16 protein-coding genes, 1 tRNA gene and 1 pseudogene are annotated in these 18,469 nt (G+C 64.8%); 11 read left to right on the plus strand and 7 right to left on the minus strand.

Annotation, left to right across the window (positions count from 1 at the left end; genetic code table 11):
• Positions 1-399: 399 nt before the first annotated feature.
• Positions 400-528 carry a hypothetical protein gene (locus NCR35_RS29865; protein WP_284502798.1) on the minus strand — a complete coding sequence of 43 codons (129 nt, stop codon included), beginning with the start codon at positions 526-528 and terminating at the stop codon, positions 400-402.
• 266 nt (positions 529-794) lie between these two features.
• On the opposite strand from NCR35_RS29865, the gene NCR35_RS01550 reads away from it, so the two are divergent.
• Both NCR35_RS01550 and dbpA read left to right on the plus strand, forming a co-directional pair.
• Positions 795-989 (plus strand): hypothetical protein, encoded by a 195-nt coding sequence (locus NCR35_RS01550; RefSeq protein ID WP_244847619.1) that lies wholly within the window; start codon positions 795-797, stop codon positions 987-989.
• A gap of 4 nt (positions 990-993) precedes the next feature.
• On the plus strand, positions 994-2,376 hold the full coding sequence (gene dbpA / locus NCR35_RS01555) for an ATP-dependent RNA helicase DbpA (RefSeq protein ID WP_250532759.1): 1,383 nt from the start codon (positions 994-996) through the stop codon (positions 2,374-2,376).
• Positions 2,377-2,626: 250 nt separating this feature from the next.
• Here the strand turns inward: dbpA and NCR35_RS01560 are convergent, their stop codons facing one another.
• The gene (locus NCR35_RS01560) at positions 2,627-3,988 is read right to left on the minus strand and encodes an MFS transporter (RefSeq protein ID WP_250532760.1); all 1,362 of its coding nucleotides are present in this window, start codon (positions 3,986-3,988) and stop codon (positions 2,627-2,629) included.
• 167 nt (positions 3,989-4,155) lie between these two features.
• Between NCR35_RS01560 and NCR35_RS01565 the strand changes: the two genes are divergently transcribed.
• Positions 4,156-4,542, plus strand: coding sequence for a DUF488 domain-containing protein (locus NCR35_RS01565; RefSeq protein ID WP_250532761.1), 387 nt, complete (start codon positions 4,156-4,158; stop codon positions 4,540-4,542).
• Positions 4,543-4,593: 51 nt separating this feature from the next.
• Here NCR35_RS01565 and NCR35_RS01570 read toward each other — a convergent pair.
• Positions 4,594-4,669 (minus strand) — tRNA-Lys (locus NCR35_RS01570).
• Between the two features lie 169 nt (positions 4,670-4,838).
• Between NCR35_RS01570 and NCR35_RS01575 the strand changes: the two genes are divergently transcribed.
• From NCR35_RS01575 to NCR35_RS01585, 3 genes and pseudogenes are all read left to right on the plus strand, one after another.
• The gene (locus NCR35_RS01575) at positions 4,839-5,252 is read left to right on the plus strand and encodes a PaaI family thioesterase (protein ID WP_250532763.1); all 414 of its coding nucleotides are present in this window, start codon (positions 4,839-4,841) and stop codon (positions 5,250-5,252) included.
• A gap of 3 nt (positions 5,253-5,255) precedes the next feature.
• Positions 5,256-6,125: a patatin-like phospholipase family protein gene (locus tag NCR35_RS01580; RefSeq protein ID WP_250532764.1), complete on the plus strand. Its 870-nt coding sequence runs from the start codon at positions 5,256-5,258 to the stop codon at positions 6,123-6,125.
• Between the two features lie 19 nt (positions 6,126-6,144).
• A pseudogene (locus NCR35_RS01585) lies at positions 6,145-6,622 on the plus strand (OsmC family protein).
• A 3-nt stretch (positions 6,623-6,625) separates the two neighbouring features.
• On the opposite strand, the gene NCR35_RS01590 reads toward NCR35_RS01585, so the two are convergent.
• Positions 6,626-7,642 carry a D-2-hydroxyacid dehydrogenase family protein gene (locus NCR35_RS01590; protein ID WP_175938885.1) on the minus strand — a complete coding sequence of 339 codons (1,017 nt, stop codon included), beginning with the start codon at positions 7,640-7,642 and terminating at the stop codon, positions 6,626-6,628.
• Positions 7,643-8,151: 509 nt separating this feature from the next.
• Between NCR35_RS01590 and NCR35_RS01595 the strand changes: the two genes are divergently transcribed.
• Both NCR35_RS01595 and NCR35_RS01600 read left to right on the plus strand, forming a co-directional pair.
• The gene (locus NCR35_RS01595) at positions 8,152-10,023 is read left to right on the plus strand and encodes a phosphoenolpyruvate carboxykinase (GTP) (RefSeq protein WP_250532765.1); all 1,872 of its coding nucleotides are present in this window, start codon (positions 8,152-8,154) and stop codon (positions 10,021-10,023) included.
• 223 nt (positions 10,024-10,246) lie between these two features.
• The gene (locus NCR35_RS01600; RefSeq protein WP_250532766.1) at positions 10,247-11,344 is read left to right on the plus strand and encodes a transcriptional regulator GvmR; all 1,098 of its coding nucleotides are present in this window, start codon (positions 10,247-10,249) and stop codon (positions 11,342-11,344) included.
• An 88-nt stretch (positions 11,345-11,432) separates the two neighbouring features.
• Here the strand turns inward: NCR35_RS01600 and NCR35_RS01605 are convergent, their stop codons facing one another.
• The 3 genes from NCR35_RS01605 to dprA all read right to left on the minus strand — a co-directional run bounded on the left by NCR35_RS01605 (position 11,433) and on the right by dprA (position 15,930).
• Positions 11,433-14,090 carry a DNA topoisomerase III gene (locus NCR35_RS01605; protein WP_250532767.1) on the minus strand — a complete coding sequence of 886 codons (2,658 nt, stop codon included), beginning with the start codon at positions 14,088-14,090 and terminating at the stop codon, positions 11,433-11,435.
• A gap of 169 nt (positions 14,091-14,259) precedes the next feature.
• Positions 14,260-14,637 carry a thioredoxin family protein gene (locus NCR35_RS01610; protein WP_244847629.1) on the minus strand — a complete coding sequence of 126 codons (378 nt, stop codon included), beginning with the start codon at positions 14,635-14,637 and terminating at the stop codon, positions 14,260-14,262.
• A 72-nt stretch (positions 14,638-14,709) separates the two neighbouring features.
• On the minus strand, positions 14,710-15,930 hold the full coding sequence (gene dprA / locus NCR35_RS01615) for a DNA-processing protein DprA (RefSeq protein WP_250532768.1): 1,221 nt from the start codon (positions 15,928-15,930) through the stop codon (positions 14,710-14,712).
• A 198-nt stretch (positions 15,931-16,128) separates the two neighbouring features.
• On the opposite strand from dprA, the gene def reads away from it, so the two are divergent.
• Genes def through NCR35_RS01630 form a run of 3 tightly spaced genes read left to right on the plus strand, consistent with a single transcriptional unit; the run spans position 16,129 to position 18,355 of the window.
• Positions 16,129-16,632 carry a peptide deformylase gene (gene def, locus NCR35_RS01620; protein WP_206467317.1) on the plus strand — a complete coding sequence of 168 codons (504 nt, stop codon included), beginning with the start codon at positions 16,129-16,131 and terminating at the stop codon, positions 16,630-16,632.
• Between the two features lie 51 nt (positions 16,633-16,683).
• Complete coding sequence (gene fmt / locus NCR35_RS01625; protein WP_250532770.1) at positions 16,684-17,679, plus strand: methionyl-tRNA formyltransferase; 996 nt, start codon at positions 16,684-16,686, stop codon at positions 17,677-17,679.
• A 28-nt stretch (positions 17,680-17,707) separates the two neighbouring features.
• Positions 17,708-18,355: a LysE family translocator gene (locus tag NCR35_RS01630; protein ID WP_250532771.1), complete on the plus strand. Its 648-nt coding sequence runs from the start codon at positions 17,708-17,710 to the stop codon at positions 18,353-18,355.
• The last annotated feature ends 114 nt before the right edge of the window (positions 18,356-18,469 follow it).

Genomic DNA, 18,469 nt, shown 5'->3' on the forward strand with positions numbered 1-18,469 from the left:
CGGTCTCCCCGACAACGGGCTTGGCTTCTTACAACGTACGCACCACGCGTATCCGCGCGGGCGTCGGTGGTGAATCTAACGGCACGTCGCCGACCGCCGACAGGCCATTACCTTTATTGGCCTAATATTACGGCATATTCCTCCGAAGTTTGAAGAGGAAAAGCCTCAAACGTCGTAGTTCAAGCTTCTGCGCAAACGTTTGTCTTGCGGGGCGTGAAGATTTACGGCTTCCAGTTGATTAGAAGCAGGCGAATGTTGTGTTGTGGATGCCGCCGGGCATGCCGCCCGGACTGCCATAACGCCGTTGAATTCAGAACTTGCGGCCGGTTTTTGCAGGCCCGCAATGGGCTACCTGCACCCAGATAGCGGTTATCAGCCCATCACGGCATACGGAGAACTTTACAACTGTTTTGCGAGCAGTTCGTTGAATGCGCGCTTCGCGCGATACGTCGCCCGAATCATCTCGAGTTCGCTGTCGAATTCTGCGTACTCATCCAGCGTCGCCGTCAGCACGTCGATAGCCCGCACGATGCAATGCTGCCGGTCGTAGCACGCCGTTTCTCACCTCGGGACCATTCGCACGCTGGCTTGAAGCCAGTGGCAATGCCGAGCTGGCTTGCCGCACTGCCACCGCAGCGGCGCCCGTCGCCTGGCATCGCACCCAAGTCTTCCGCGGACAACCGCGCCCCCTCTAATCCCCGAAGCGCCCGCCCCAACCCGCGTACACTTCGGCTTCGAGCCAATCCATCTTGCGCGGGCGCACCCGCGCGGATCGCAATCAAGAGAACTTCCCCATGTTCACCTGCCGAAACCAGTCCTGCCAAGCGGAATGGCAGCCCTCGGACGTCGTCATCAAAAACGAAGGCCAAGGTCTGCTGTTCCGCTGCCCGATGTGCGGCGCGCGCAACTACGTGACGCGCCACGAGTCGCCCGAGGGCGCCGTCTCCTACGAACAAGTCAGCGACATCCCGCCGCGAGGCTCGCATTAACGCCATGACCACCGACACTTCCTTCGCCAACCTGCCGCTTTCCCCGGCGATGCAGGCGAACCTGCAACAACTCGGCTACACGTCGATGACGCCGATTCAGGCCGCAAGCCTGCCGCATGCGCTCGCCGGGCACGACCTCATCGCGCAGGCGAAAACCGGCAGCGGCAAGACTGCGGCCTTCACCTTGCCGCTGCTCGCGCGGCTCGATGCGAAGCAGTTCGCCGTGCAGGCGCTCGTGCTCTGCCCGACGCGCGAACTCGCCGATCAGGTCACGCAGGAAATTCGCCGCCTCGCGCGCGCGGAAGAAAACGTGAAGGTGCTGACGCTGTGCGGCGGAACGCCCATGCGTCCGCAGATCGCGAGTCTCGAGCACGGCGCGCATATCGTCGTGGGAACGCCGGGGCGCATCATGGATCATCTGCAGCGCGAAACGCTTTCGCTCGCCGGGGTCCGCACGCTCGTCCTCGACGAAGCCGATCGCATGCTCGACATGGGCTTCTTCGACGATATCGCGTCCGTCGCGCGGCAGTGCCCGAAGGACCGGCAGACGCTGCTCTTTTCCGCGACGTATCCCGAAGGCATCGCGAAACTGAGCCAGCAGTTCCTGCGCAATCCGCGCGAAATCAAGCTCACTGAGCAGCACAGCAATGCCAAGATCAAGCAGCGGTTCTATCAGGTGGAAGACCACGAGCGGCTGCACGCCGTCGGGCTGTTGCTGGATCACTATCGTCCGGTAAGCACGCTCGCGTTCTGCAACACCAAGCAGCAATGCCGCGACCTGCTCGACGTGCTGCGCGCGCAAGGCTTCGAGGCGCTCACGCTGCATGGTGAGCTCGAACAGCGGGAACGCGATCAGGTGCTCGTGCAGTTCGCCAATCGCAGTTGCTCCGTGCTCGTCGCGACCGACGTGGCGGCGCGCGGGCTCGACATCGCGCAACTGGAAGCGGTCATCAACGTCGACGTGACGCCGGACCCGGAAGTGCATGTGCATCGCATCGGCCGCACGGGGCGCGCGGGCGAGGAGGGCTGGGCGCTGTCGCTCGCGAGCATGGACGAAATGGGGCGCGTGGGCGCGATCGAAGAAGCGCAGCGTGCGGAAGTGGAATGGCATCCGTTGTCGGAACTGACGTCGGCGGAACCGGGGCATCTGAAGCCGCCGATGGCCACGTTGCAGATTCTCGGCGGACGCAAGGACAAGATCCGCCCCGGCGACGTGCTGGGCGCGCTGACCGGCGAAGCAGGCTTCGACGGCGCGCAGATCGGCAAGATCAACGTGATGGATATGGTGACTTACGTGGCGGTGGAGCGCGGCATCGCCGATGACGCTATCCGCAGGCTCGGCGCCGGGAAGCTGAAAGGGCGCAAGGTGAAGGTGCGGCGGATCTGAGCGGCGGGCCTTTCGACGTGGTCGCGTGCCGTGTCAGCGAGGTCGCGCGCGCATCGCGGTTGCGCGCTTTCGAGCCACTCGCGTACCACGGTCGCCGACGTCGCGTCGCTATCACGGTTGAGCGCCGTCGTTCACTTCTGCGCCGCGTGACGAGCGGCGAATCGAAGCGCCTCAATCTAGGCCTGCGCGACGCAAGCCGAGGCGGTGCCGGTTTCGCACGTCACGAGCGGCGCATCTGCGCGCCTCCAACTCACTCCCGCGCCATCCCCGCCGCCGTGCCGGCATCACGCGTCACCAGCCTTAGCCCGCTCGCGACGCTCGCCGCTCCGGCAAAGCCCGCGCCCAGCGAAAGCGCGAGCGCCGGACCGTGCTTTCCCGCGATGCCGAAGCACAGCGCCACGAGCGCCGCGCCCGTCGCCTGCCCGACGAGCCGCGCCGTCGCGACTACGCCGCTCGCGCCGCCGCTTCGTTCGCGCGGCGCGCTGGCCATGAACGCCTTCAGATTCGGCGACTGAAAAAAGCCGAAGCCCGCACCGCAAATCGACATGCGGATGCAGATATCCAGCGCATGCGGATTGGCGGGCAGCGCCGCGAGCGACACCATGCCCGCGCACAGAACGGCGAGCCCGATGCCGCCGAGCAGACCCGGCGGATAGCGGTCGGACAAGCGCCCCGCGATGGGCGCCATCAACGCGACGAGCACCGACCACGGCGTCATCAGAAAGCCGGTTTCCACCTGCGTGCGGCCGAGGACAGTCTCGAAGTAAAACGGCAGCGACACGAACGCGAGTCCTTGCGCGGCGAACGAGCAGACGGCGGTCATCGTCGAGAGCGCGAACATCGGGCGTCGGAAGAGATCGACGGGCAGCATCGGCGCGGGATGGCCGTGCTCGCGTCGAAGCATCAGCGCGCCCGCGACGAGCGCAACGGCCAGCGCCGCGAGCACCGTGCGCGACGGCGCGCGCTGCGCCGCTTCGCCGAGCGCGAAGATGAGCGACGCGAACGTGACGACGTTGAGCGCCGCCGCCACGCGATCGAAGCCGTGCGCGCTGCGCTTCGTCTGCGGCAGCGCGGGCCACGCGATGAAAAGCGCGAGCACGCCGACCGGCAGATTCACCGCGAAGAGCCACGGCCATGCTCCGAGCGACAGCACGATGGACGCCACCGTCGGCCCGATCGCGAACGACATGCCGACGATCAGCGCGTTGAGTCCGACGCCGCGCCCGAGCCGGTGCAGCGGAAACAGCGCGCTGATGAGCGCCGTATTGACGCTCATGATGGCGCTCGCGCCGAGCCCTTGCAGCAGGCGCGCGGCGACGAGCGTCGGCAGCGACCACGAGAACGCGCATATCGCGGATGCGATCGTGAACACGACGAGCCCGCCGAGATAAACGCGCCGATGCCCGACGATGCCGCCGAGCGCCGCGAACGGCAGCAGCGTGGCGACCATCGCGAGCTGGTACGCGTTGATGATCCAGACGGAGGCCGCGGGCGTCGAGCCGAGGTCGGCGGCAATGGCGGGCAGCGCGGTATTCGCGATGGCGGTATCGAGTGTCGCCAGCGCGACGGCGAGCAGAATGGCGGCCATGCCGCGTCGCTCGCGAGGAGTCATCGGCGCATCGGGGTCGCGGGGTGCGGATTGGGCGGGATCGGCGGGCACGTCGTGTTCCGGAAGTAAGCGAACGAAGAATAATCCGAAACGATACGGGAACGCGACGGATCGCGCTCGAACGCGTCGGCGGCGGTTATGCTGTGACGACCACAACGAGGAGACGGAGTATGGCGATTCGAATCGTGCGGCTCGGCTCACCGCGCGCCGACAACGAAGGCTTGCGCATCGGCACCGTTCGCCGGCCGCCGCGCGGCGTGCCGAAAGCCGAGTTCGCGAGCCGCAACTTCTATGATGTGTGGTACCCGAACCTGGCGCCATCGGCGGAACGGGTGGCGGAGGCGCTGAGCGCGCAGACGGAGAAGGAGTGGAGCGCCTTCGTGCGGAAATACAAAGCGGAGATGGCGACGCCGGAGGCGAGCAGGTCGCTCGATCTGCTCGCGGCGCTGTCGCATACGACGAATTTGTCGGTCGGGTGCTACTGCGAGAATGAGGCGCGGTGTCACCGGTCGGTGCTGCGGGAGCTTTTGGTGAAGCGGGGCGCGGAGGTGGTCTGATACGAAGCAAAAAGCCCGGTCAGCTTTCGCTAACCGGGCTTAGGAATTCCTTGGTGGGGCGTGAGTGACTCGAACACTCGACCTACGGATTAAGAGTCCGCTGCTCTACCAACTGAGCTAACGCCCCAACAGAAGCGAAATTATAGCGGCAATATTTCGAAAAGCGCAAGCCCTCCGCGCGAAAATCCGACGCCGCAACGACCCACGCGCCGAACATCGCGCGCCACGACAGCCGTTATCATGACGCATCGCCGAACCATCGTTCGATTCGTCAACTCATCACGGAACAGGAAGACATGGACGAAGCCGCCATCCGCGCGTTGCTGGACAGCATCCTCGCGCCGTGGGTCCGCGAACTGTCGCTCGCGCCCGAAGCCATCGGGACCGACTCCGTCACGCTGCGTCTGCCGTACTCGGAGCATCTGCGTCACGCGGGCGGCGTCATCTGCGGTCAGGTGTTCATGGCCGCCGCGGATACCGCGATGGTCGTCGCCATATCGCACGTCATGGGCGGTTTCTCGCCGATGACCACCGTCTCGCTCAACACCACGTTCATGCGCCCGGTGAAGTCCGGCGACGTGCTCGTCACGGCCCGCGTGATGCGGCGCGGACGCAATCTCGTCTTCGGCGAAATCGACATGCACGACGACAAAGGCGAACTCGCCGCCCACGCCACGACCACCTACGCGCTCATCAACAAAGACCAGTAAGCAATGTTCGATCAAGTCGTATTCGCCGGCGGCGGCAACCGCTGCTGGTGGCAAGCCGGGTTCTGGAACGTCGTGCAGCCGGAGCTGGACCTGCGTCCGCGGATCATCGCGGGCATTTCGGCGGGCGCGGCCACCGCCTGCATGCTCTACACCAACGATGCGCGCTGGGTCATGCGCTATTACGCGGACGTCCTGCGCGACAACACGCGAAACGCCTACTGGGGCAATCTGCTGCGCGGCCAGTCCGTGTTTCCGCACTACCGCATCTACCGCCAGGCGCTGCTCGATATCTTCGCGGATCGCTTCGACGAACTGGCATCGGCGCCGGAGATTCGCATCGGCGTGTCGCATCTGCCGCGCTGGCTCGGCGCGCGCAGCGCCGTGGCGGCGGGCCTGATCGCCTATAACATCGAAAAATACGTGCGCAAGACGCTGCATCCGACGCTCGGTCAGGCGCTCGGCTTTCATCCCGAGTTCGTGACGGCGCAGGAATGCGCGACGATCGAAGACCTGGCCGACCTCATTCTGCAATCGTCGAGCACGCCGCCTTTCACGCCGATCCTGCGTCGCAACGGGCGTCCGGTGCTCGACGGCGGCATGGTCGACAACGTGCCGGTTTCCGCGCTCGACGCGTCGCCGGGCATGGTGCTCGTGATGGTCACGCGGCTGTATCCGCGCGAGCGCATGTTCGTCGTGCCGCACGGGGAGCAGCGGCGTCTTTACGTGCAGCCGTCGCGCAAGGTGCCGATTTCGAGCTGGGACTATACGAGCCCGTCGCAGATGGAGCATGCTTACGACCTGGGTCGCGAGGACGGCGAAGACTTCCTGGAACGCCTGCCGCGTCTTCTGGAAACCGCGTCGCATCTCGCCTGAGTCTCTATGGAGGCATGCCGTGTCGAAGCTGCATCGCTATGAACTGACCGTCGCGTGGACCGGCGATCTCGGCTCTGGCACATCCGCCTACGACGCGTACTCGCGCGACCATCTCGTGCGCGTCGGCACGAAGCCCGCGATCGAGGCATCGAGCGATCCGGCGTTTCGCGGCGACGCCGCGCGTCACAATCCGGAGGAGTTGTTCGTGGCGTCGCTCTCGTCGTGCCACATGCTCTGGTATCTGCACCTGTGCGCGACGAACAAGGTCGTCGTCACCGCCTATGTCGATGAAGCCATCGGCACGATGCAGGAAGAGCGCGGCGGAAGCGGGCGCTTCGTCGATGTGCTGCTGCGCCCCGAAGGTGACCATCGGCGCGGGCGGGGACGCGGCACTCGCCGCGCGGCTGCATGAAGAGGCGCACCGGTACTGCTTCATCGCGAATTCGGTGAATTTCCTGGTGCGCTGCGAGCCGGCTATCGACGTGTCGACGCTCTGAGCGTCAACGGCGGCGCGCGTGCTGAAGCGCCTCGGGATTCGCCACGCTCGACATATCGCCAGCATCGAACGCCAGAATATTCTTGAACGCCGCGCTGAAGTACAGCTCGTAGCTTTCGCGCTCCACGTAGCCGATGTGCGGCGTGCAGATCACGTTTTCCATGCGCAAGAGGCCGTAGCCTTGCAGAATCGGCTCGCTTTCGTAGACGTCCACCGCGACCATGCCCGGCCGGTTGTGATGCAGCGAATTCAGGAGCGCGTTCTCTTCGAGCAATTCGGCGCGGCTCGTGTTGACGAAGAGCGCAGTCGGTTTCATGCGCATGAGATCGTCCGTTTTGACGATGGCGCGCGTTTCGTCGTTCAGACGCAGATGCACGGTCAGCACGTCGCTCTGCTCGAACAGCATCTCACGGCTTTCCGCGATCGCCACGCCGTCTTCGCGCGCCGCCTCCTGCGAGTGCTCGCGGCCGTAGACCAGCACGTTCATGCCGAACGCCTTGCCGTAGCCCGCCACGAGCCTGCCGATTTTCCCGTAGCCCCAGATGCCGAGCGTCTGGCCGCGCAGCACTTGCCCGAGCCCGAAATTCGGCGGCAGCGCGGACGTCTTCAATCCCGACTGCTGCCACGCGCCCTGCTTCAGGTTCGCGACGTACTGCGGAATGCGCCGCTGCGCCGCCATGATGAGCGCCCACGTCAGTTCGGCCGGCGCGACGGGTGAACCGGTTCCTTCCAGTACCGCGATTCCGCGCTCCGTACACGCGTCGATGTCGATGTGGCCGCCGCCCGCGCGGCCCGTCTGGCTGATCATGCGCAATTTCGGGCACTTATCGAGCAACTGCGAACTAATGCGGGTGCGTTCACGAATGAGTACCAGCGCGTCCACTTCCGACAGTCTGCTAGCCAACTGTCCGAGCCCGCGCACCGTGTTATTGAAGACCTTCACCTCATGGTCATCGAGCAGATGGAAGCAGTCGAGCTTCCGAACGGCGTCCTGGTAGTCGTCGAGAATGGCGATTTTCATGGAGTGTGATTGCGTATTGTTGGGCATTAAACCTGCTGCGTCGTCGAACCGGCGATTGAAAGAAGTGCGAATTAACTTCGGGTAATTACCGATAAATCCGTGCAATTCCGCCGAAACCTGTGCTTTATGCGCAGCGTCAATGTCTCGCTGCCATGCGGTGTTATGCTTGATTCCCGCTTGATTCCCGCTTGATTCCCCTCATTCGGCGGCGGATAAAGGTCCGCGTCGAAAAGTGAAAATCGCGGCGCCCATTGCGGAAAACACGGTAATCAGCAACGGGACAGGCCGCTTAGTATCTCTTTTTAACAGTTTGTTCCTTTGCGGCGCAAGCCACTGCAGGAAGCGCCGGGAGGTCAGCAAGAGTCACGCCCCGAGGACGCCGCACTCGGCCGGTCGACCGCATTCGCGTAAGCACTGTCGCGTGAAGCGCCTGCGGTCCCGTCGAAACGCCTCTCGCACGCAGCGTCCGGGCGCACGGTTTTTCATTGCAGAAGAACGGAGACAACTCGATGAACCAGCCCGCAGTAGTCGAACAAAACAATAACAATGCCATCGACGTCGAAGCGCCGGCCTATGTCCGGCACGCAAGACTGATCGAATGGGTTCAACGCGTCGCGGCGCTCACCAAGCCGGAACGCATCGTCTGGTGCGACGGCTCGCAAGAGGAGTACGACCGGCTCTGCGCACAGATGGTCGCCGCCGGCACCATGAAGAAGCTCAATCCCGAGAAGCGCCCGAACTCGTATCTCGCGTGCTCCGATCCGTCGGACGTGGCGCGCGTCGAGGATCGCACGTTCATCTGCTCGCAGCGTCGGGAAGACGCCGGCCCGACGAACAACTGGATCGACCCGCAGGAAATGCGCACGACGCTCGACGGCCTCTTCGACGGCGCCATGCGCGGCCGCACGATGTACGTCGTGCCGTTTTCGATGGGCCCGCTCGGCTCGCCTATCGCGCATATCGGCGTGGAGCTGTCGGATAGTCCGTACGTCGTGACGAACATGCGGATCATGACGCGCATGGGCCGCGAGGTGTACGACGTGCTCGGCGCGGACGGCGAGTTCGTGCCGTGCGTTCACTCGGTCGGCGCGCCGCTCGCGGACGGCCGCAAGGACGTGACTTGGCCGTGCAACGACACCAAGTACATCGTGCATTTTCCCGAATCGCGCGAGATCTGGAGCTTCGGCTCGGGCTACGGCGGCAACGCGCTGCTCGGCAAGAAGTGTTTCGCGCTGCGCATTGCATCGACCATGGGCCGCGACGAGGGCTGGCTCGCGGAGCACATGCTGATTCTCGGCGTCACGTCGCCGCAAGGGCGCAAGTACCACGTCGCGGCGGCGTTCCCGTCCGCGTGCGGCAAGACCAACTTCGCGATGCTGATTCCGCCTTCCGACCTGAACGGCTGGAAAGTGACGACCATCGGCGACGACATCGCCTGGATCAAGCCGGGCGGCGACGGCCGTCTCTACGCGATCAACCCCGAAGCGGGCTATTTCGGCGTCGCGCCGGGCACGAGCGAAAAGACCAACTTCAACGCGATGGCGACGCTCAAGGAGAACGTGATCTTCACGAACGTCGCGCTGACCGACGACGGCGACGTCTGGTGGGAAGGCATGACGGACACGCCGCCCGCGCATCTGATCGACTGGCAGGGCCGCGACTGGACGCCGCAGATCGCGAAGGAAACTGGCGCGAAGGCCGCGCATCCGAACGCGCGCTTCACGGCGCCGGCGTCGCAGTGTCCGTCAATCGATCCAGACTGGGAGAACCCGGCCGGCGTGCCGATCGACGCGTTCGTCTTCGGCGGACGGCGCTCCAATACGGTGCCGCTCGTGACCGAGGCGCGCGACTGGAACGAAGGCGTCTACATGGCCGCGACGATGGGTTCCGAAACCACGGCGGCCGCCGCGGGCCAGCAGGGCGTCGTGCGCCGCGATCCGTTCGCGATGCTGCCATTCTGCGGCTACAACATGAGCGACTACTTCGGCCATTGGCTGAAGATGGGCGAGCGCCTGCAAGCGCAGAACGCGAAGCCGCCGAAGTTCTTCTGCGTCAACTGGTTCCGCAAGGGCGAGGACGGCAAGTTCGTGTGGCCGGGCTTCGGCGAGAACATGCGCGTGCTGAACTGGATGGTCGGACGCATCGAAGGCACGGCGAGCGGCGAGGAACACGCGTTCGGCATCTCGCCGCGTTATGAAGACATCGACTGGGGCGCGCTCGATTTCACGCGCGAGCAGTTCCAGCAGGTCATCTCGGTGAACGACGCCGCGTGGCGCGACGAACTCACCCTGCACGACGAGTTGTTCGCGAAGCTCCAGCAAGGGCTGCCCGACGCGCTGCCTGAAGCCAAGGCGGACATGGAAAAGCGTCTCGCTGCCTGATCCACTCTGCGTTGCATCGCCCGGTGGCTGACGCTGCCGGGCGCGCCTTCCTCCTTCGAAAAGATGACCGAACGGTCATCTTTCTCCGTCCCCCGCATTTCTCAACGATTTTTTCCAAAAACGACGGCGGGTCCGCAACTTCTGCACGAATCTTCGAGTCCTAGGATAATTCTGAATTGCCTTGCAGCACGATTTATAGCCGCGTGGCGGCAGGAGTTGTCCCATGGATCATTTGCAGTCGATGAAGGTGTTCGTTCGCGTGGCCGATCTCGGCAGTTTTGCCCGGGCCGCAAGCGCGATGGACATCTCGAACGCGGTGGCGACGCGCCACGTCGCCGATCTCGAAAGTCGTCTCGGCACGCGTCTGCTCAACCGCACGACGCGCAGCCTTTCGCTCACGGAGTCCGGTCAGGTGTATCTGGAGCGGGCGCGCCAGATTCTCGATGAGCTCGAAGATGTCGAACAGATGGTGGTCGCGCGCAATCACGAGCCGCTGGGTTCGCTGCGCATTGTCGCGCCGGTCGTGTTCGGCCTGCACAATCTCGCGCCCGTGTTGCAGACGTACGCGCAGCGCTATCCGAAAGTCGTGCCCGACGTGACGCTGGTGGACCGCCAGGTCGATCTCGTGGAAGAAGGATTCGATGTCGGCATCGTCATCGCGCGGCAGGTGAAAAGCGCGAGCGTCGTGACGCGACGCCTGACCACGGGCTGCATGACCGTGTGCGCGACGCCCGAATATCTCGAAAAGCACGGCACGCCGACGCGGCCTGAACATTTGCTGGAGCATCCGTGCCTGAGCCTGCCGTCCGAGTATTGGGGCGACGAGCGCGTGTTCACGGGTCCGGACGGCGAAGTGCGCGTGCGTCCGCAGAACGTGATTATCGCGAACAACACCGAGATGCTGCGGCAGTTCGCGTTGCTCGGCATGGGCATCGCGATCTTGCCGAGCTATCTGATCGGCAACGACATGAACCGCAATCAACTGGTGCGCCTGCTCGGCGACTATCAGTTGCCGCAGGTCGAAATCAACGTCGCGTATCCGAGCCGGCGGCACTTGCCCGCGAAGGTGCGCACGTTCATCGATCATCTGGTCGAGCACTTCAGCCAGACGCCGGATCATCAACTCGGCGAGCAGTGGATTCGCGATGGCATCGGCAAGCCGGCGGCCGCGAGCAGCGCGGAAGCTCACTACGCTCACGCCGACGAAGCCAAAGCGCCGCCGCCCGCGCCGCGTTCCCGCTCGATGGACGGCGAACTCGGCCCGAAGCTGGCGAAGCCTTCGCGAACGCGAGGGCGCGTGCCGGCAGCGTCGCCGTTCTGATCGACTGCGCGCCTTCGAGCGCGCACCGGACGAAAAAAAGCCCGCGAATCGCTTCGCGGGCTTTTTGCTTTTAGGCCGGCGCGGGGGATTAACTCGCTTTACGCGCCGCCGTCTTCTTCGCCGCCGCTTTCTTTGCCGGGGCTTTCTTGGCCGCGACCGTCTTCGTGGCCGCCTTCCGCGTCGTCTTCGCGGCTACGGCGACGTCGCTATCGCCTTCGTCCGCGCTGTCGGTCTGGGCGTCGGCGGTCGCGCCGCGCTTCGCCGCCGCGGTCTTCGCGCCCGGCTTCGCCTCCTTCTTCTCGAACTCGAAGCCGATCTTGCCGTCCGGTTGCTTCACGAGATACGCCTTGAAGTTGCGCCCCGTCCGCGACGACTTGAAGTTCGTCAGCAGATCGGTGCTGCCTTCGTTCAGCAGCTTTTCCATCTGCTCGCGCGCGATCTCCTGTTGCAGGATCACCTTGCCCGAGCGGAAATCGCAGGTCTTCGGATTCGCGACCGAGTTCTCGCACACGAAACTCATGCCGTGCTCGAACACGCGCGACTGGCACTTAGGACACGCGCCGACCGGCGTCTGCTCCGAGAAATCGGGCGGTTCGCCGTCCTCGCCGCCGGTGTCTTGGCCGAAATCGAACTCCAGCTTGAAGTTTTTGATCTCGTCGTCGAACGCGAGCTTGAGAATGGCCGAGAACGGACGACCCATCTTGCTGCGGAAACCCGACAGCGGACCGATGGTCTTCTCGCGCAGCAGTTCCTCGACTTCCGGAATCTCGAACTGACGCCCGCCCGGGATTTTCGAAATCGAGAACTCGCACTTCGTGCAGGCAAAGCGCCGGTAGTTCTCCTTCACTTGCGCGCCGCAATTCGGGCACGGCGTTTCGAGCGTCGCGTAGTCGCCGGGAATCGTGTCGGAGTCGTATTCCTTCGCGCGCTTCACGATGGTCTGCGTCATGCGCGCGATTTCTTGCATGAACGCATCGCGATGCAGGTTGCCGCGTTCCATCTGCGAGAGCTTGTGCTCCCATTCGCCGGTCAACTCCGGCGCGGTCAGTTCCTCGACGCCGAGCCCGCGCAAGAGCGTCATCAACTGGAACGCCTTGGCGGTCGGGATCAGTTCGCGGCCCTCGCGCACCATGTACTTCTCGCCGAGCAGCCCTTCGATGATGGCGGCGCGCGTGGCCGGCGTGCCCAGGCCCTTGGCGGCCATCGCCTCGCGCAGTTCCTCGTCTTCGACGAGCTTGCCCGCGCCTTCCATCGCCGACAGCAGCGACGCCTCGTTGTAACGCGCGGGCGGCTTGGTGACGAGCCCATGGGCCTCGACCTTCTCGACGTCGACCGTTTCGCCCTTCTGCACCGGCACGAGATTGCCCTCCTCGCCCGCGGCTTCGCGGCCGTAGACCTGCAACCAGCCCGGCTCGACGAGCACCTTGCCTTCGGTCTTGAAGTGATGCCCCGAGACTTCGGTGATGCGCGTGGTGACGAGGTACTCCGCCGCCGGGAAGAACACCGACAGGAACCGCTTCACGACGAGGTCATACAGCTTCTGCTCGGGCTCGGACAGCGCCTTGGGCGCTTGCAGCGTCGGAATGATGGCGAAGTGGTCGCTGATCTTCGAATTGTCGAAGATGCGCTTGTTCGGCTTCACCCAGCCCTTGTCGAGCACTTGCTTGGCAAACGGCAAGTAGTTGTTGCTCTCCTTGAGCATGGTCAGCGTTTCTTTGACCGTGCCCAGATAGTCTTCCGGCAGCGCGCGCGAATCCGTACGCGGGTAGGTCAGCACCTTGTGCTTTTCATACAGCGCCTGCGCGAGCCCGAGCGTGTTCTTCGCCGAGAAGCCGAAGCGGCTGTTGGCTTCGCGCTGAAGGCTCGTCAGATCGAACAAGAGCGGCGACATTTGCGTGGACGGCTTCGACTCTTCCGTCACCGTGCCGGTCTTGCCGCGGCACGCAGCGACGACCGATTCCGCCGCCGCGAGACTCCACAGACGCGAGTCGCGCTGCTCGGGATCGTTCTCGACGCGCTTGAACTTCGGGTCGAACCAGCGGCCTTCGTAGAGGCCCTTCGCCGCGATGAATTCCGCGCGCACTTCCCAGTAGTCGCGCGGCACGAACCGGCGAATCTTCTCTTCACGTTCGACGACGATCGACAATGTTGGCGTCTGAACGCGGCCGACAGTCGTCAGAAAGAAACCACCGCCCTTGCTGTTGAACGCGGTCATCGCCCGCGTGCCGTTGATGCCGACGAGCCAGTCCGCCTCCGAGCGGCAACGCGCGGCGTCGGCGAGCGGCTGCATGTCGGCGTCGCTGCGCAGATTCGCGAAGCCTTCGCGGATGGCGGCGGGCGTCATCGACTGAAGCCAGAGGCGCTGGATAGGCTGCTTCGCTTTGGCATGCTGCGCGATCAGGCGGAAAATCAGCTCGCCCTCACGCCCCGCGTCGCATGCGTTGATGAGCCGGTCGATATCCTTGCGCTTCAGCAACTTGGTCAGGACCTTCAGCCGGGATTCGCTCTTCGCGATGGGGTTCAGATCGAAGTGCGGCGGAATCACCGGCAGATTCGCGAAGCTCCATTTGCCGCGCTTGACGTCGTATTCCTCCGGCGCGGCAATTTCCAGCAAGTGGCCGACCGCGGACGAGAGCACGTAGTCGTCGCTCTCGTAGTACTCGTCATGCTTGGTGAAGCCGCCCAGCGCGCGCGCGATGTCGTTCGCGACGGAGGGCTTCTCAGCGATGATCAGGGCTTTGGACATGACTCAATATGGTTGGGAACTGGCAGCGGCCCCGTTTGGACCGCTTTAACGACCGCTTTATAGCACACGGTTTGCGCCGTGCGCGTCGCGGTTTCGATAACGACGCCCGGCGAAGCGGCGTCCGAGCGCGTTTCGGACGCCGCAATCGGACCGCGCCGGTTCGTTTTGTCTACGCCGTAGCAAGCGCCGGGCGCAGCTTGGGCGCGCCGGTCATGTCGGGCAAGGCGGTGAGGTCCGTGAGCATGCGCTCGACGATGGAGACCTGCGGCAGCACCGTGCCGAAAAATCGGGTCGTGACGGAATCTTCGATCAGAATGGTCGGGAAATTCTCGACGTCCAGGTCATCGAAGCGGTCCGCCTGGTTCTCGATGTCGATCCACGCGAAGCAGATGTCCGGATGCGCGTCAGCCAGCTTATTGAAGCCCTCTCGATAATCCCGGCACGTTCCGCACCACTCCGCGCACAGGCAGGCGACGAACAGCGTGCCCGGTACGGCGAGGCGTTCGGCGATTTGTTCGGCGTCGGTATCGAGATTGAACGCGGACATGGGCTGGAGACAATCCTTTCTTATGGCGAAGCCGTGCGGCGCAATTTCTCGCGAATGTAGCACGAGGCGGGCTCAGGAGCGTTCGAGCGCCCCGTACCGGCCGCCCGGCAGCGCCGCCGCCAGCCCGGCGAGTTCGAGCTGAAGCAGCGCGCCTTGAAGCGCCGCGCCGTCGAGATCGGTGCGCTCGGCCAGAATTTCAAGCGTCGCCGGTGCGTGACCGAGCGCGGCGAGCACGCGTTCGGCGTCGTCCGTCGGGGCGTCGGCGGGCAGGCGGGCGGACGCCCACGACGCGCTCGGCGCTCGCGGCTTGCTGCGCCGGCCCGATGCGGGCGCTTGAGCGGCCGGGAAGCCGAACTCTTCGAGCACGTCTTCCGGCGTTTCGACGAGCTTCGCGCCCTGTTTGATGAGCCGGTGACAGCCTTGCGACAGCGGCGCGTGAATCGATCCGGGAATCGCGAAAACGTCGCGTCCGATCTCGGCGGCCAGGCGCGCGGTGATGAGCGAGCCCGAGCGCATCGCGGCTTCGACGATCAGCACGCCGCTCGACAATCCCGCGATCAGCCGGTTGCGCTGCGGGAAGTTCGCGGACCGCGCAGGCGTCCCGAGCGGCCATTCCGACAGAATCGCGCCGTCGCAGGCGATTTCGTGCGCGAGCGTGTGGTTGTGAGCCGGATACACGAGATCCGCGCCCGTGCCGATGACGGCGATGGTTCCCGCGCGGCCGTCGAGCGCGCCGCGATGCGCGGCCGCGTCGATGCCGAGCGCGAGGCCCGACACGACGGCAAGCCCGGCATCCGAAAGCGCCCGCGCGAAGCGCCGTGCGTCTTCCGCGCCTTGCGGCGTCGCGTTCCGGCTGCCGACGATCGCCACCGCCAGCGACTGCAGCACGTCGAGCCGTCCTTTCGCGTAGAGCACGGGCGGCGGGTCGGGCAGGGTCAAGAGCGCCTGCGGATAGTCGGCGTCCGCCAACGTGAGCAGATGATTGCCGGGCTCGGACGCCCAATCGCGCACGCATTCAATATAGTCATCGAAAGGAACGCCTTCGATGTCCGCTGGCGGCGCGGTCACGGCATTCGCCGCGCTTTCGTCGGTGGCGCGGGCGAGCGCGGCGAAGCTCTCCGACAGCACTTCGAGCGGGCCGCCGAACGCGCCGAGCAACGTGCGCAGCGCGAGCGGGCGCAAGCCCTTCGCGTGCGCGAGCCGCAGCCAGGCGCGAAATTCGTCGGATTCGGGCGCCGGCGCGGCGCTTTCAGCAAGGGGCGCCGGGTCTGTCGGCAGGGTGTCGGTCGTCATGTTAAGATTTTTGATCCCGTATAAATCAAGAATCGTCGCCCGGCCGCGCTGCCGGTCCGTAGCGACGCTGTCTGCCGCTTGCCGGCGGCGTTGAATCCCGTGGATTCGCCCGCATATCTTCGGCAAGCCGCAAGGCCCCCGCAACCTGGCCGAATGGCCGACTTCACCGCGTCGCGGCGCGTGTAGATAATCCGAATCATGGCTCTGCTCAAGATACTCAACTACCCGGACAAGCGGCTGAACAAGGTGGCGAAACCGGTCGCCGTGGTGGACGACCGCATCCGCAAGCTCGTCGCCGACATGGCCGAGACGATGTACGCCGCACCCGGCGTCGGCCTCGCGGCCACCCAGGTGGACGTGCACGAGCGCGTGATCGTCATCGACGTTTCGGACGCGCACGACGAACTGATGGTCTTCATCAATCCGGAAATCGTCTGGGCGAGCGAGGTCAAGAAGGACTGGGAAGAGGGCTGTTTGTCGGTGCCGGGCATTTATGACGTCGTCGAGCGGCCGGACCGGGTTCGCGTGCGGGCGTTGAATGAGAAGGGCGAGACGTTCGAGCTCGATTGCGAAGGGCTGCTCGCCGTGTGCGTGCAGCACGAAATCGATCACTTGGACGGCCACGTCTTCGTCGAATATCTGTCGCAACTCAAGCAGACGCGCATTCGCGGGAAGATGAAAAAGCTCGAAAAGGCGCTGTAACCGGCGGTACGATTCACGTTTTTGCAGGCGCGCCGAACGGCGCTTTCTCCGATGACTCAATCGCTGCGTGTCGTTTTCGCCGGTACGCCTGAATTTGCCGCCGCCGCGCTCGCGGCCATCCACGCGGCAGGCTTTCCGGTTCCTCTCGTTCTCACGCAGCCCGACCGGCCCGCCGGCCGCGGCATGAAGCTGACGGCCAGTCCGGTCAAGCGTTTCGCGGTCGAGCACGGTCTTCCGGTCGCGCAGCCCACGTCGCTCAGGCGCGCGGGCAAGTATCCGCAAGAGGCGGCGCAAGCCATCGATTTGTTGCGCGCCACGCCGCACGATGTGATGGTCGTGGCGGCTTACGGCCTGATTCTGCCGCAGGAAGTGCTCGATATTCCGCCGCGCGGCGCGATCAATATCCACGCGTCGCTGCTGCCGCGCTGGCGCGGGGCCGCGCCGATCCATCGCGCGATCGAAGCGGGCGACGCGCAAACGGGCATCACGCTCATGCAGATGGACGCCGGTCTCGACACCGGCGCGATGATCCGCGAAGTCCGCACGCCCATCCTTCCGGACGACACCACGGCCACGCTGCACGACCGGCTCGCGCAGATGGGCGCCGAACTGATCGTCGCGGCCCTGCGCGACCTGGAACGCGACGGCACGCTTGCCGCCACGCCCCAGCCGGAAGATGGCACCACCTACGCCGAAAAGATCGCGAAACACGAGGCGGCGCTCGACTGGCGTCGCCCGGCGGACGAACTCGCGCGACAGGTCCGCGCGTTCGATCCCTTTCCGGGCGCGGTAGGCACGCTGGACGACACGGCGATCAAAATCTGGTCGGCGCAGCCGCTCGACAGTGCGCACGGGCAGCAGCCGGGCGTCATTCTGGACGTCTCCGCGGAAGGCATCGTCGTCGCTTGCGGCTATGGCGCGCTCAAGCTGACGCAGCTGCAAAAGCCGGGCGGCAAGCGGCTCGCGGCGCGCGAATTCTTGGCGGGAACGCCTCTGTCGAAGGGGCAACGTTTCGCCGTTCACGACGACGCGCGCAGCATAGAATAAAAAGTCGCTCACGTTTTTCGGGGTCGCCATGCTCGGCATCACAGGTTTCGCCTTCTTTGTTATCGCCGTGTTTCTGCTGAACGTCACGCCGGGGCCGGACACCGCGTACATCGTCGGGCGCAGCGTCGCGCAGGGACGCGGGGCGGGCATCGTCTCGGCGCTCGGCATTTCGGCGGGATGCGTCGTGCATACGCTTGCCTGCGCGTTCGGCCTGACGGCGATTCTCGCGGCGTCCGCGACGGCGTTCACCGTCGTCAAGATCGCGGGCGCGATCTATCTGATCTACCTCGGCGTGCGGCTCATCTTCACGAAGCACGAGGCCGCCAACGACGTGGCATCCGCCAAAGCCAGCGCCAGGAGCGCGCCCAAGTCGCTGCGTCAGCTTTTCACGCAGGGCTTCGTCACCAACGTGCTCAACCCGAAGGTCGTGCTCTTCTTCGTCTCGTTTTTCCCCCAGTTCGTCGCAGCCGACAGCCAGCACAAGACGCTCGCGTTTCTCACGCTCGGCCTCGTGTTCATTGCGATGAGCACCGTCTGGAACAGCTTCGTCGCGTGGATCGCGGGCAGCGTCACGGAACGCTTCTCCGGCAAACCGGGCGTGAAGAAGTGGCTGGATCGCGGCGTGGGCGGCGCGTTCGTCGGTCTGGGCATCAAACTGGCCACCTCGCACCGATAGTTGAATTTTTTGCGGATGCCCCTATCTAACGTTTTGCTTACAATGAGCGTCCCGGCCGCCGTGGCCGGGACCGCCGCGCAAATGGCGCACCGTGTTTAGGGAGAAGGAGCTCCG

Origin of the sequence: Caballeronia sp. AZ10_KS36 (assembly GCF_023631105.1) — a bacterium.
Taxonomy (GTDB): domain Bacteria; phylum Pseudomonadota; class Gammaproteobacteria; order Burkholderiales; family Burkholderiaceae; genus Caballeronia.